This window comes from Actinosynnema sp. NPDC049800 (genome assembly GCF_040656635.1).
In the GTDB taxonomy this organism is placed as follows: domain Bacteria; phylum Actinomycetota; class Actinomycetes; order Mycobacteriales; family Pseudonocardiaceae; genus Actinosynnema.
Window position 1 is genome coordinate 42,303 of record NZ_JBFAMT010000015.1, and the last position, 12,857, is coordinate 55,159.

The 12,857-nt window shown below is 73.0% G+C and carries 10 protein-coding genes; 7 read left to right on the forward strand and 3 right to left on the reverse strand.

The genetic code is table 11. The annotated features are described in order from the left end of the window. Positions 1-23 precede the first annotated feature (23 nt). Positions 24-2,972 (forward strand): AfsR/SARP family transcriptional regulator, encoded by a 2,949-nt coding sequence (locus AB0I91_RS19575; protein WP_499638026.1) that lies wholly within the window; start codon positions 24-26, stop codon positions 2,970-2,972. A gap of 17 nt (positions 2,973-2,989) precedes the next feature. Here the strand turns inward: AB0I91_RS19575 and AB0I91_RS19580 are convergent, their stop codons facing one another. Beyond that, positions 2,990-3,157: a hypothetical protein gene (locus AB0I91_RS19580; RefSeq protein ID WP_499638029.1), complete on the reverse strand. Its 168-nt coding sequence runs from the start codon at positions 3,155-3,157 to the stop codon at positions 2,990-2,992. Positions 3,158-3,194: 37 nt separating this feature from the next. On the opposite strand from AB0I91_RS19580, the gene AB0I91_RS19585 reads away from it, so the two are divergent. The 3 genes from AB0I91_RS19585 to AB0I91_RS19595 are packed head-to-tail and all read left to right on the forward strand — an operon-like array spanning position 3,195 to position 4,762. After that, the gene (locus AB0I91_RS19585; RefSeq protein WP_053721693.1) at positions 3,195-3,503 is read left to right on the forward strand and encodes a hypothetical protein; all 309 of its coding nucleotides are present in this window, start codon (positions 3,195-3,197) and stop codon (positions 3,501-3,503) included. 36 nt (positions 3,504-3,539) lie between these two features. After that, entirely contained in the window at positions 3,540-4,379 is an 840-nt protein-coding gene (locus tag AB0I91_RS19590) for a LytR/AlgR family response regulator transcription factor (RefSeq protein ID WP_230569251.1), read from the forward strand. Next, the gene (locus tag AB0I91_RS19595; protein ID WP_498777112.1) at positions 4,376-4,762 is read left to right on the forward strand and encodes a DUF485 domain-containing protein; all 387 of its coding nucleotides are present in this window, start codon (positions 4,376-4,378) and stop codon (positions 4,760-4,762) included. Before AB0I91_RS19590 ends, AB0I91_RS19595 begins: the two co-directional genes overlap by 4 nt. An 89-nt stretch (positions 4,763-4,851) precedes the next feature. Here AB0I91_RS19595 and AB0I91_RS19600 read toward each other — a convergent pair whose 3' ends face one another. Beyond that, complete coding sequence (locus AB0I91_RS19600) at positions 4,852-6,024, reverse strand: RNA-guided endonuclease InsQ/TnpB family protein (protein ID WP_499638032.1); 1,173 nt, start codon at positions 6,022-6,024, stop codon at positions 4,852-4,854. A 113-nt stretch (positions 6,025-6,137) separates the two neighbouring features. Here AB0I91_RS19600 and AB0I91_RS19605 point away from each other — a divergent pair, with 113 nt between their 5' ends. The 3 genes from AB0I91_RS19605 to AB0I91_RS19615 are packed head-to-tail and all read left to right on the forward strand — an operon-like array spanning position 6,138 to position 11,921. Continuing rightward, positions 6,138-7,859 (forward strand): sodium/solute symporter, encoded by a 1,722-nt coding sequence (locus AB0I91_RS19605; RefSeq protein ID WP_498777108.1) that lies wholly within the window; start codon positions 6,138-6,140, stop codon positions 7,857-7,859. Continuing rightward, positions 7,856-9,028 carry a GAF domain-containing sensor histidine kinase gene (locus AB0I91_RS19610; protein WP_498777106.1) on the forward strand — a complete coding sequence of 391 codons (1,173 nt, stop codon included), beginning with the start codon at positions 7,856-7,858 and terminating at the stop codon, positions 9,026-9,028. The genes AB0I91_RS19605 and AB0I91_RS19610 overlap by 4 nt, the downstream gene beginning before the upstream one ends. Before the next feature lie 19 nt (positions 9,029-9,047). Further along, positions 9,048-11,921, forward strand: a complete 2,874-nt coding sequence (locus AB0I91_RS19615) for a TIR domain-containing protein (protein WP_499611121.1) — start codon at positions 9,048-9,050, stop codon at positions 11,919-11,921. A gap of 7 nt (positions 11,922-11,928) precedes the next feature. Here the strand turns inward: AB0I91_RS19615 and AB0I91_RS19620 are convergent, their stop codons facing one another. Beyond that, positions 11,929-12,777, reverse strand: coding sequence for an NAD(P)H-binding protein (locus tag AB0I91_RS19620; protein WP_499638035.1), 849 nt, complete (start codon positions 12,775-12,777; stop codon positions 11,929-11,931). Positions 12,778-12,857: the final 80 nt, after the last annotated feature.

Sequence of the window (12,857 nt, forward strand, 5' to 3'; positions counted from 1 at the left end):
ACGTCGGGAGAGAACGGAGGCGGTTGACCCTGTCGCAGGACGAGTTCGGCGTGCTGGGGTCTCTCGTGGTCCGCCGGAACGGCCGCTCGGTCGCCGTCACCGCCGCCAAGCACCGCATCGTCCTGGCGACCCTGCTGCTGGACGCGAACCGCTCGGTGCCCGCGAGCGACCTCATCCGCCGGGTGTGGGGCGAGACGCCGCCGGACCGCGCCGCGCAGACGTTGCCGGTGTACGTGATGCGGTTGCGGCGCGCGCTCGGCGACCCGCCGCTGATCCGCACCACGCCGACCGGCTACCGGATCGACCTGCCGCCCGACGCGCTGGACCTGCACCGGTTCGAGGCGGCGGCCGAGCAGGGCGCGAAGCTGGCCGCCGCCGAGGACTTCACCGCCGCCGCCGACGCCTACGAGCGGGCGCTGGCGTGCTGGCACGGGCCGCCGCTGGCCGACGTGCCGTCGGAGTCGCTGCACGAGACCGAGGCGCCGACCCTCGCCGAGCACCGGCTGCGGGTGATCTCCGAGCTGGTGGACGTGAAGCTGCGGCTGGGCCGCTCCGACGAGGTGGTCGCGGACCTGCGCCGGCTGACCGCGCAGCACCCGTTGCGCGAGCGGTTCTGGTCGCAGCTGATGGTGGCGCTGTACCGGGTGGACCGGCAGGCCGACGCGCTGGACGCCTACCGGCAGGCGTCCACCACGTTGGCGCGGGAGCTGGGCGTGGACCCGAGCGACTCGCTGCGCGCCGTGCACCACGCGATCCTCACCGGCGACCCCGCGCTGCACCAGCCGGTCGCGAGCACGTGGGCGCCGGTGTCGCAGCTGCCCGCGCCGGTGGGCAACTTCGTCGGCCGCGCCGCCGAGCTGGCCCGGGTGACCGGTCTGCTGACGCGCGGCTCGGCGACCGTGGTGGTGTGCGGGCCGCCGGGCGTCGGCAAGACGGCGTTCGCCATCTCGGTGGGGCACGCGGTGCGCGACCGGTACCCCGACGGCCAGCTGTACGTGAACCTGCGCGGGCACTCCACGTCGCCGCCGCTGTCGACGTCCGCGGTGCTGGCCCGGTTCCTGCGGGCGATGGGCGTGCGGGCCGACCACATCCCGGTGGACGAGGAGGAGCTGGTCGCCGGCTACCGGGCCCGGCTGCGCGGCCGACGGGTGCTGATCACGCTGGACAACGCCGCGTCGGCCGACCAGGTGCGGCCGCTGCTGCCCGCCGACCCCGGCTCCTCGGTGCTGATCACCAGCCGCAACGAGCTGCGGCTGCGCGCCACGACCGTGCGGCTGGACGTGCTGCGGGGCGACGAGGCGTGGAAGCTGCTGGCCCGGTCGCTGGGCTCGGACGCGGCCGTGACGCACTTCGACGCGCTCGGCGAGCTGGCCCGGCTGTGCGGGTACCTGCCGCTGGCGCTGCGGATCGCGCTGGGGAACCTGGTCGGCTCCTCGCACGTGGACGTGGCGTCGTACGTGGAGGAGCTGCGCGGTGGCGACCGGCTGGCCGCGCTGGCGGTGGACAACGACGACACGGCGGCGGTGCGGCGGGCGTTCGACCTGTCGTACGCGGCGCTGCGCCCGGACGCGGCGCGGCTGTTCCGGTTGGCCGGGCTGCTGCCGGGGCCGGACTTCTGCGTGATCGGCGCGGCGGCGTTGCTGGACGCGCCGGAGGACGTGGCGCGCGGGCTGCTGGAGGACCTGGCGTCGGCGCACCTCCTGCAGCGGGTCGGGCCCGACCGGTTCGCTCTGCACGACCTGCTGCACGACTACGCGGCCGACCGCGCCGAGGCGTCGGGCGAGGACATGGCGGCGGCGCGGCTGCGGCTGTTCGACTGGTACCTGCGCACGGCGATCGAGGTCGGCAACGTGCTGTACCCGGAGCTGGGCTCGTCCGGGCCGCCCCGGATGAGCCCGGACGCGGCCAGGGGGTGGCTGGCCGCGGAACGGGCCAGCGTGCTGGCGGCGACCGAGCACTGCGCCGCGCACGGGCCGTTGCCGATGGCGTGGCAGCTGATCAACTCGGTGAGCGGGTACCTCGGCTCGCACGGGCACCACGTGGAGTTCCTCAACGCCGTCGGCGCGGCGCTGGGCGCGGCGCGGTCGGCCGGTGACCGCGACGCCGAGACGTTGATGACGGTGTGGCTGGCGACCGAGCACCGGAACCTGGGCAACCTGCGGGTCGCGCAGCGGTACCTGCGGTCCGTGCGGCCGACCGCGCGGGCGGAGTGGCTGCACGTCGGGTTGGACGGGATCGTGCACCTGGAGCTCGGCGAGCTGCCCGCCGCGCTCGCGTCGTTCGAGCGGATGGCGGAGCTGGGCGAGGTCGAGGGCGCGCTGCCGCACGTGGGGATCTCGGCGCTGACCGGCCTCGGCGCGGTGTGGTTGATGCGCGGCGACCTGGCGACGGCGCAGTCGTTCCTGTCCGAAGGGCTGGAGCTGGCGCGGGCGGCCGACGGGGTGAACATCGAGGCGGCGTGCGCGGCGCTGCTCGGGCGGTGCAGCACGGCGTCCGGGGACTACGCGCGGGCGGCCGAGCTGCAGCGCTACGCGTTGGAGGCGTGGTACCGCAGTGGTGCGCGGCACCCGCGGGCGGAGTCGATGGCCCACCTCGCGGCGGCGCTGTGCCTGGCCGGGGAGCACGCGGAGGCGATGCGGACGGCCCAGCGGGCGTTGGCGCTGGTGCAGGAGCTGGGCGGGAGCAGGCGGATCGAGTCGGAGGTGCACAACGCCCTCGGCTTGGTCCTGCGGCACCTGGGCAAACCGGCCCGTGCCGTCGCGGCGCACCTGCGGGCGCTGGAACTGGCCACGTCGTCGGACTACCGCTACGGCGTGGCCCGCTCGCACGTCAACCTGGTCCACGCCCTGGCCGCCGACGGCCGCCGCGCGGACGCCCTCCGCCACGCCCGCGTGGGCCGTGACCTGGCCTCCCGCAGCGGCTTCGGCGAGTTCGAGTCCCTGGCCTCCGCCGCCCTGTCCGACCTGACCTGACCGCGTGAGTCGAACGTTCAACGCCCGCGCGTCGAACGTTCGCGACCCCCGAATTCACCGTTCGGGTGCCCCGGTCGGCCGACCTGGGTGACGAACTCGGGCTCCTGAAGGTTCGGAACGCGGATTTCGGCCAATTGAGACCACTCCTCCGGGTCGTTGACCGCGTGGTCGGTGAACGAGAGCATCGGGTTTCGATACTTCGGCGCACTCGTGGGGGATGCCATGGATTCCGATCCGCACGTCGGACTGGCGCGGATCGTGGACCCGGCGCCGCGCACTTCCGCCGAATTGGTCTGCGCCCTGACGGAGTTGGCGCGGCTGGCCAACGAGTGGTCCGACGTGGTGCGCGGGTTGCACGAGCCGACCCGGCGGCTGGTCGGCAGCGCCGCGGCGGCGTCGGTGTCGCTGGCCGCGCGCCGGGCCGAGGAGGCGTTCCTCGAGCTGGAGATGACTCTGGGTGACGCTCAGGCCGCGCGCCGGTCATTGCCCTTGGCCACCCCGAAGGGTGAGGATAGGCGTCCGGTGGTCTAATCGCCGACGCTGCCGACCACACCGCATTGGAACTCCATGACCTCAGGACTTCCCTGCCCTCTCTGCGAGGGCCCGGAGCGCCGTGGGGCGCTCGAGCGAACACTGAGGGTGCTCGCCGTGGACGACGAGGCCCCCGCGCTGGAGGACCTCGTCTACCTGCTGCGCTCCGACCCGCGCGTCGCCCACGTCGAGGGCGTCACGGACGCGACCAAGGCGCTGCGGACGCTGCACCGCGCCATGGACGCGGGCCAGCCGGTCGACGCCGTGTTCCTCGACATCCGCATGCCCGGCCTCGACGGGCTCGACCTGGCCCGCGTGCTGTCCCGGTTCGCCCAACCGCCGCGCATTGTTTTCGTCACCGCGCACCAGGAACCGGCCGTCGAGGCATTCGAGCTGAAAGCGCTCGATTACCTGCTCAAGCCCGTCCGGGCGGAACGGCTGGCCGAGTCCGTGCACCGGATCGTGCACGAGGTGCTCGATTCGAAGACGCCGGAACCGGCCGCCGCCGCGCCGGCCGAGAAAACGCCCGACGTGGGCGACGAAGTCATTCCGGTCGAACTCGGCGGCATCACCAGGTTCATCCGGTTGGCCGACATCCGGTACGTGGAGGCGCACGGCGATTACGCCCGCCTGCACACCGCGACCGGGAGCGGGCTGGTCCGCGCCGCGCTCAACGGCCTGGAGGAGCGGTGGCGCTCGGCGGGGTTCGTGCGCATCCACCGCAGCCACCTCGTCTCGCTCGGGCACATCGACGAGCTGCGGCTGGAGGACGGCCACCTGAGCGTCAACATCGGCGGCGCGGTGCTGCCGGTCAGCCGGCGGCACGCCCGGCACCTCCGGCAGCTGCTGGTGCGCCGCAACCGGCAGCCGTCGTGACCTCGCCGCAGCGACCGCACACCCAGCGGGTCGTGGTGACGAGCCCGCGCACCCGCGCGCCACGCGCTCCGCGCCCGTACCCCGCGTCACGGGAGATCGACGAGCAGAGCGAGCTGGGCGCGGTCTACATGCGGTCGCTGATCCGCACCCAGCGGCGGCTCGGGCTGCTGCTGTGCGCGGTCGTGTGCGGGAGCGTGGCGGCCCTGCCCCTGGTGTTCACGTTCGCGCCCCAGGTCGGCGCGCAACGGCTGCTGGGCCTGCCGCTGCCGTGGCTGCTGCTGGGCTTGCTGGTGTTCCCCGTGTTCGTGCTGGCGGGCTGGTTCTACGTGCGCCAGGCCGAGCGCAGCGAGCGGGAGTTCGCGGAGTTGGTGGAACGTTCTTGACTTCCTCCCAGTCCCGGAAGACGGGAGTCCGACGCGCTTCGCGGCGCGTTGCGCTTATGCGCTGCACCTCGCGGTGCCGGTTTCCTGGTTCACAGCCGATCGCGGAAGGAGGACCCTTGCCGTCTGACATCAGCTCCACAGGCATCGCCCGAGTCGCTTCGGGCTACGGCTCGACCAGCCGCAAGGATGTTCTTCGCCGCGTTGAGGTCCCGATCGTGTCGGGTGCGGCAGTGCGGGCACGTCCGGTGCCGGACCGAGAGCTTCAGCTCGGCGAGCACGTGTCCGCACGAGGAGCAGGTCTTGCTGGACGGGTGCCAGCGGTCGATCACCACGAGGGTACGTCCGGCGCGAGCCGCCTTGTACTCGAGCTGTCGGCGGAACTCGCCCCAACCGGCGTCGGAGATCGCTCGTGCGAGCCGGCGGTTGCGCACCATGTGGCCGACCGCCAGGTCCTCGATCGCGATGAGGTCGGCCGACCGCACCAGGTTCGTGCTGGTGCGGTGCAGGAAGTCGCGCCGGGTGTCACGAACCTTCCGGTGTGCACGGGCGACCTTGGCTTTGGCCTTTCGCCGGTTGTTGGACCCGGGTTGGCAGCGGGCGAGGCGTCGTTGGTGGCGGGCCAGGCTCCGCGCCCGGCGTTCCATGAGGCGCGGGTTGGCGACCTGGTCGCCGTCGCTGGTCACGAGGAAGTCCTTGAGCCCGAGGTCCACACCGATCTCGTGCCCGGTGGCCGCCTTCGGTTCGGGTTCTTCGGTCTCGACGGCGAAGGTCACGTACCAGCGGCCGTCCGGCTCACGGGACACGACGACCGTCGTGGGGTTCAGAGTGGTGACGTCAACTTCGGCGAAGGACCACACGAACTCCAGTGGGGCGGTGGTCTTGGCCAGCCACAGCTTGCCGTCCCGCATCCGGAACGCAGAGCGGGTGTAGTGGGCGGACTGACGGCCGGTGCGGGACTTGAACCTCGGATACCTCGCGTGGCCGGCGAAGAAGCTCTGGAACGCCGCGTGCTGGTGGCGCAGTGTCTGCTGCAGCGGCACCGAGGACACCTCGGACAGGAACGCCAACTCCTCCGTGCGCTTCCAGCCCGTCAGCGCGGCGTCGGTCTCCTTGTACGACGTCCGCCTGCCCTCGGCGTGGTAACGCCACCGACGTTCGGCGAGGGTCTTGTTCCACACCAGGCGCACGCAGCCGAACGTGCGGTTGAGCACCGCGGCCTGATCGGCGTCCGGATGGACCCTGACGCGGTACGCCGTTCGCACGAAAATCAGCCTAGCGGACGCCGCCCGGTGATCAGGTGGGTTGATCGCCGACCCGCCCGCCGCGTGCTCGGATCTCCGGCGGCCAGGGACCACGGCTTCCTCCGGGGGCTGCGGTGAGCAGCGGGTACGGCATCGTCGCGGTGCTGGTGGTCGCGGTCGGCACGATGCTGGTCGGCACGTACGGGCTGCGGATCTCGCGCACGACCTCGGACTTCTTCGTCGCCTCGCGCACCGTCTCGCCGTGGTGGAACGCCTCCGCCATCGGCGGCGAGTACCTGTCGGCGGCGTCGTTCGTCGGCATCGCCGGGCTGATCTTCGCGCACGGGCCGGACATGCTGTGGTTCCCGGTCGGCTACACGGCGGGCTACCTGGTGCTGCTCGCGCTGGTCGCCGCTCCCCTGCGCCGCAGCGGCGCGTACACGCTGCCGGACTTCGCCGAGGCCCGGTTCGCCTCGCCGGCCGTGCGCGCGGTGGCGAGCGTGTTCGCGCTGGGCATCGGGTGGCTGTACCTGCTGCCGCAGCTGCAGGGCGCCGGGCTGACCCTGCACACGGTGACGGGCGCGCCGGACTGGGTGGGCGCGCTGGTGGTCGCGGTGGTCGTCACCACGAACGTGATCTCCGGCGGGATGCGCAGCATCACGTTCGTGCAGGCGTTCCAGTACTGGCTCAAGCTGACCGCGATCGCGGTGCCGGTGGTGTTCCTGGTGATGGCCTGGCACGCGCACGGCGCGCGTGACCTGACCGGGCCGCAGTTCCCCGAGTTCCCGAAGCAGACCACGGTCACGTTCGACTCCGACACGACCTTCGACGCCTCCCGCGCCACGCCCTTCAACGGCGTCGGCCGGGTCGACGGCGAGCGGGTCGACGGCGGCGGGCAGCTGACCGTGGGGCGGCACGTGGTGTCCGCCGGGACGCGGCTCACGTTCCCCGAGGGCGCGGCCGTGCCGCACGTGCGGTCGATCCCGTCGAACACCAACGACGTGTGGGCGCTGCCGATGCGCGGCGGCGAGCGGTTCCCGCTGTACGCGGTGTACTCGCTGATCATCGCCACGTTCCTGGGCACGATGGGCCTGCCGCACGTGATCGTGCGCTTCTACACCAACCCGAACGGCCGGGCGGCGCGGCGCACCACGTTGATCGTGCTGGGCCTGCTGGGCGTGTTCTACCTGATGCCTCCGATCTACGGCGCGCTCGGCCGGCTGTACACGCCCGAGCTGCTGATGACCGGCGACACGGACGCGGTGGTGCTGGTGCTGCCGAGCCGGATGATCGACGGGCTCGGCGGGCAGCTGCTGGGCGCGCTGGTGGCCGGCGGGGCGTTCGCCGCGTTCCTGTCCACGTCGTCCGGCCTGATGGTGTCGCTGGCCGGCGTGCTGAGCCGGGACGTGCTGCGGCTGCGCGGCGTGCGCGGGTTCCGCATGTCGACGGTGCTGGCCGTGCTGGTGCCGTTGGGCATGACGTGGCTGGTGGGCAAGGTGCCGGTGGCGGACATGGTCGGCCTGGCGTTCGCGGTGGCGGCGTCGTCGCTGTGCCCGCTGCTCGTGCTGGGCATCTGGAGCACGCGCATCAGCACGGTCGGCGCGGTCGCCGGGATGGTGGCGGGCGGCCTGCCCGCGCTGGTGGCCGGTCTGGTCACGATCAGCACGCGGGGCGGCGGCGCGTGGTACCACGTGTTCCTGGCCCGGCCCGCCGCGTGGACCGTGCCGCTGGGCTTCGTCGTGATGTACGCGGTGTCGCTGCTGACGCCGCGCAAGGTGCCTCCGGGGGTGAACCACGTCATGGTGCGCTTGCACGCGCCGGAGAACCTGGGTCTGCGCAGCCAGGACCGGTTGTGACCGCGTTGTGGACGGCGGGCGCGATCCTGCTCGTCGGCCTCGCCGTGGTGATCACGCTGTGGTGGACGTCCCGGACCCGCAACGACTTCCTGACCCACGAGCAGCGGATCACGTTCGAGACGCTGCACACCGCGTGGTCCGCCGCTCCCCCGCTGCGCGCCGGGCTGGTGCCGGAGGCGGCGAAGAAGTCGGCCAAGCACCTGCGGACGCTGCTCGGCACGCCCGCGCTCGCGTTGACCGACGAGACCGAGGTCGTGGCGTGGGAGGGCGACGGCGAGCACCACGCGGCCGAGGCCATGGGCCTGGCCGCCGACGTGTTCGACACCGGCCGCACCAGGGCGTTCGACATCACGTGCTCCGCGCCCGACTGCCCCGTGCACACCGCCGTGCTCGCGCCGCTGACCGTGGAGGGACGGGTGGTCGGCGTGCTGGCGGCGTACAGCCGGGAGGCGTCGGCCGGGCTCGTGCGGGCGACCAACGAGGTGGCCAGGTGGGCGTCGGGCCAGCTGGAACTGGCCGAGCTGGACCGGTCGCGGACCCGGTTGGTCGAGGCGGAGGTGCGGGCGCTGCGGGCGCAGATCTCGCCGCACTTCATCTACAACTCGTTGTCCGCCATCGCGTCGTACGTGCGCACGGACCCCGAGCGCGCTCGCACGCTGTTGCTGGACTTCGCCGACTTCACCCGCTACTCGTTCCGCCGGGCGGGCGACTTCACCACGTTGTCGGAGGAGCTGAAGTCGATCGACCAGTACCTGGCGCTGGAACGGGCCCGGTTCGGCGAGCGGCTCAAGGTGACGTTGCAGATCGCGCCGGAGGTCCTGCCGGTGACCGTGCCGTTCCTGTGCCTGCAACCGCTGGTGGAGAACGCGGTGCGGCACGGGATGGAGGGCAAGGTCGGGCCGGGGCACATCTCGATCCTGGCGGCGGACGCGGGCGCCGAAGCGCACATCACCATCGAGGACGACGGCATCGGCATGGACCCCGACGCGCTGCGCCGGACGTTGGCCGGCCAGGTCGGCGAGACGGCCGGGATAGGGCTGGGGAACATCGACGAGCGACTGCGCCGGTGCTACGGCGACGACTACGGTCTGGTCGTGGAAACGGCGCAGGGGCTCGGCACGAAGATCAGCGTGCGGGTGCCGAAGTACCAGGCGGGCGTGCACGCCTAGCGACGACGGGGTGGTGCGGATGACGCGACCGACGGACTACCCGCAGCACCGCACCATCGTCGCCGTCGACCTCATGACCACGGGACGACGCACCGGCCGCGAACTGCGGCAACTCCGCGCCGTGGTCCGGGACTCGCTGCGGGAAGCCGGCTTGGGCCCGGACGGCGCGGAGGTGCTGGATTACGGCAGCGGTCAGCTGATCCTGATTCCCGCGCAGGTGCCGAAGGTCCTCGTCGTGGAGAAGTGGCTCGTCGCCCTGGCGCGGCTGCTCGACCTGCGCAACACCGGTGCGGCGGACGGCGCCCGGCTGGGGCTCGACGTCGTGCTGCACGCGGGCGAGGTGCTGTTCGACGGCCGGGGCGGGGCGGGCGCCGCCGTGCCCTTCGCGTTCCGGCTCCTGGACTCGGCGGCGCTGCGGGCCGCCGCCAAGGCTTCGCCTCACCGGGTGAACGTCATCGCCTCCGGCTACTTCTTCGGCAGCATCGTCGGGCACACCGACGAGGCGGCCGCGTTCCGAAGGGTCCAGGTCGAGGTGAAGGACACCAGCGCGGTCGCCTGGATCCGGACGGGTGAGACCCGCGTGGTGGAGGCCGGTCGCGCGGACTTCGCGGTGGTGTACGTGCCGGCCGACGCGGAGTGGGCCGAGTGGGTCGCCTTCCAGCTCCGCCAGGCCGGGTACTCCGCCGAGCTGGACGCGCGAGCGCTGGCCCGCGGCGGTGGCGTGCCGGTGCTCGGTGACGTCGACCGGGTGCTCGTGGTGTTGTCGGAGAGCCTGTCGCACGAGGAGATCGCCGCCGCACGCCGACTGCCGCACGACGTCATCGCCGTCCAGGTGGCCATCAGGACCTCGGCGAAGCTGTTCGGCCGCAGGTGCGACCTCGTGGGGCTGGACTCGCGGGCCGCCCGGGACCGGCTGTTCGGCACGCTCGGCATCGCGGGCGGCGGTGTGGAAGGACCCGGGTTTCCCGGCGATCCCGGCCCGACGACCGTGCCGGTGGTCCGCGACGAGCCGCCCGCGCCGAGGCTGGTCGTGGTGGTCACCAAGCCGGACCACGGGTTCGCCAAGGCGTTGACCGAGGCGCTGGCGGGGCTGCTGTCGGAGGGGGCGCTGTCGCAGGTGGCGCTGCGGTTCGTGGACGAGAGCTTCGACTTCGACACCACGGTCGTCCCGGTGGTCCGGGACGCGGACCTCGTGCTGCTGGTCGTGAGCCGCTACCTGCTGGCCACCGGGTACGGCGCGAGCCGGGAACTCGGCGTGGTCCTGCGGCGGCACCGGCGGCAGGCCGCCGTGGTGCTGCCCGTGATCGCCCGGCCCACGTCGTGGGAGGAGCAGCCGTTCGGGGCCCTCGCGCCGCTGCCCACGGGCGGGCGGCCGGTGGTCGACTGGCCCAGCCGCGACGAGGCGCTGCTGAGCGTGGTCGAAGGGGTGCGGTTCGCCGCACGGCAGGTGCGCGGCGAGCCGCCGATACCGGTGGACGCCAAGACCGTGGCGGAACCCCGCAGCCTCGGTGACGTGTTCACCGTGGCCGGCGTGCCGACGGTGACCTTCGTGGAGCCGGACGACTTCGCCGAGTTCCGGATGTCGCTGCGCCAGCCGGGCTTGGGCATCGTGCTCGAAGGGCCGTCCGGCATCGGCAAGACGACGATGCTGCGCAACGCGGTCGCCCGCGACCGCGAACGGCTCGGCGAGGTCACGGTGCTGAGCGCCCGCAACCCCGCCGACCTGCCCGCCATCACCGCGTTGCCCGAGGAGCACACCGGGCTGGTGGCGGTGGACGACTTCCAGCGGTTGCCCGCCGACCTGCAGAACAAGCTGGCCGACTACCTGAAGTTGTTGGCGGACAACGGGTCCTCCGGCCGGCGGCTGGTGCTGCTGGGCATCCCCGGCACAGCACGCCACCTGGTCTCCGTCGGCACGGACGTCGCCACCCGCATCCGCGTGTTCCGGCTCGGCGCGGCCGTCGAGGGCCTGATCGTCAGGATGATCGAGCAGGGCGAGCACGCGCTGAACATCGCGTTCGACCGCAAGGCCGAGATCTCCCGCGCGTCGGCGGGCAGCCTGCTCACCGCGCAGATGCTGTGCTGGCAGATCGCGGTCACGGCGGGCGTCGAGCAGACCGAGCCCGGCCGCAAGGCGGTGCGCACCGACCTCGCCCACGCCCGCGCCAAGGTCACCGAGCGGCTGAAGCTCAAGTACCACGACGTGGTGGTCGACTTCGTCACCCGCGACCGCCCGGACGAGGCCGTCTGCGTCGACCTGCTGCTGGAGCTGGCCCGCACGCCGGACGGGGTCCTCAAGCTGGACGGGCAGCGCGCGGAGCTGTTCGAGGGCCTGCGCGGCGACCACCTGTTCCACGACCCGCGCGGGCGCAGGTTGGTCGCGGACGACCCGCAGTTCCGGTTCTACCTCGGCCAACTGCGCCGCGACGACCTGGTCGAACTGGCGGGCAAGCGCTTGCCGGTGCCGCGTGACCAGGTGTTCGTCTGCTACAGCCACCAGGACGCCCACTGGTTGACCCGGCTCCAGGTGCACCTCAAGCCGCTGCCCCTGGACGTCTGGTCGGACCGCCGGATCGAGCTCGGCGACCAGTGGCACCGGGAGATCACCGCCGCCCTGGCCCGCGCCAAGGCGGCGTTGGTGCTGGTCAGCGCCGACTCGCTGGCCTCGGACTACATCAACTCCGAGGAGCTGCCCCGCCTGCTGGCCGCCGCCGAGGAGGGTGGCTGCCGGATCATCCCGGTCCTGGTCGGCCCGAGCCTGTTCCACGAGACGCCCGCGCTGAGCCGGTTCCAGGGCGTGCCCGCGAAGTCGACGCTGAGCGAACTGCCGCCGCACGACGGCGAACGCGTGCTGGCCGACCTGGCGGCCAGGCTGGCGAAGCTGTCCGGCTGAGCCGCGGTCAGCGGAACTCGTGCACGTGGTCGGCCACCCACTCGCGGAACGGGCGGGCGGGCGTCCCGGTCACCTCCTCGACCGCGGCCGTCGGCGCCGACGGCCGGTGGACCAGCTCGGCCTGGCCGTCGAGCACCGCGTCCACCACGGACTCGGGCAGCCACGACAGCGACCGCTCCCGCTCCTCCGCGCGGGACAGCTCCTCCCACCGCAGCGGCCGGCCGAGGGCCTCGCCGATCACGCGCACCTGCTCGACCTTGGTCAGCACCTCGGGCCCGGTCAGCTCGTAGCGCGCACCGGCGTGCCCGGTCGTGGTCAACGCCCGCACCGCCACCGCCGCGATGTCGGCCTCGTGGATCAACGTCGACGCCGCCCTCCCGTACGCGCCGCGCACCACGTCGCCGGCGCGGATCTCCGGCGCCCAGGCGCGGGTGTTGGTGGCGAAGCCGTGCGGGCGCAGGAACGTCCACTCCGCCCCGGCCCGCGCCAGCGCCAGCGCCCGTTCGACCTCGGCGTGGAACCGCCCGATCGGGTGAGGCTGCTCCGCCACGCCGTCCACCACCGCGCCGGAGGACAGCAGGACCACCCGTCGCGCGCCGATCAGCTCCGCCACCGCCTCGGCGGCGCCGGCCGTGAACGCGGGCCACATCAGGAACACCCGGTCGACGCCGACCAGCGCCGCCTCCAGCGTCGCCGGGTCGAAGTGGTGACCCCGCACGACCTCGACCCCGGCCGGCAGCCCCGCGTCCGACCGCCGGCTCAGCGCCCTCGGCGCGACACCGGCCGCCGACAGCAGTCCGACCACCTGCGCGCCCACGTTCCCCGTCGCACCGGTCACCAGGACCTTGTTCCCCACCACCGGATCCCTCCCTCTCGTCGGCGGCGACCGTAGGCGCGCGGCGATCGACCCGGTAAGGACTGACCCGTGGGTAAGCT

Excerpts from the sequence above, each read along its gene's own strand:
- AB0I91_RS19580 (WP_499638029.1), bottom strand. The coding sequence starts at position 3,157 with ATGCTCTCGTTCACCGACCACGCGGTCAACGACCCGGAGGAGTGGTCT.
- AB0I91_RS19585 (WP_053721693.1), top strand. The coding sequence starts at position 3,195 with ATGGATTCCGATCCGCACGTCGGACTGGCGCGGATCGTGGACCCGGCG.
- AB0I91_RS19590 (WP_230569251.1), top strand. The coding sequence starts at position 3,540 with ATGACCTCAGGACTTCCCTGCCCTCTCTGCGAGGGCCCGGAGCGCCGT.
- AB0I91_RS19615 (WP_499611121.1), top strand. The coding sequence starts at position 9,048 with ATGACGCGACCGACGGACTACCCGCAGCACCGCACCATCGTCGCCGTC.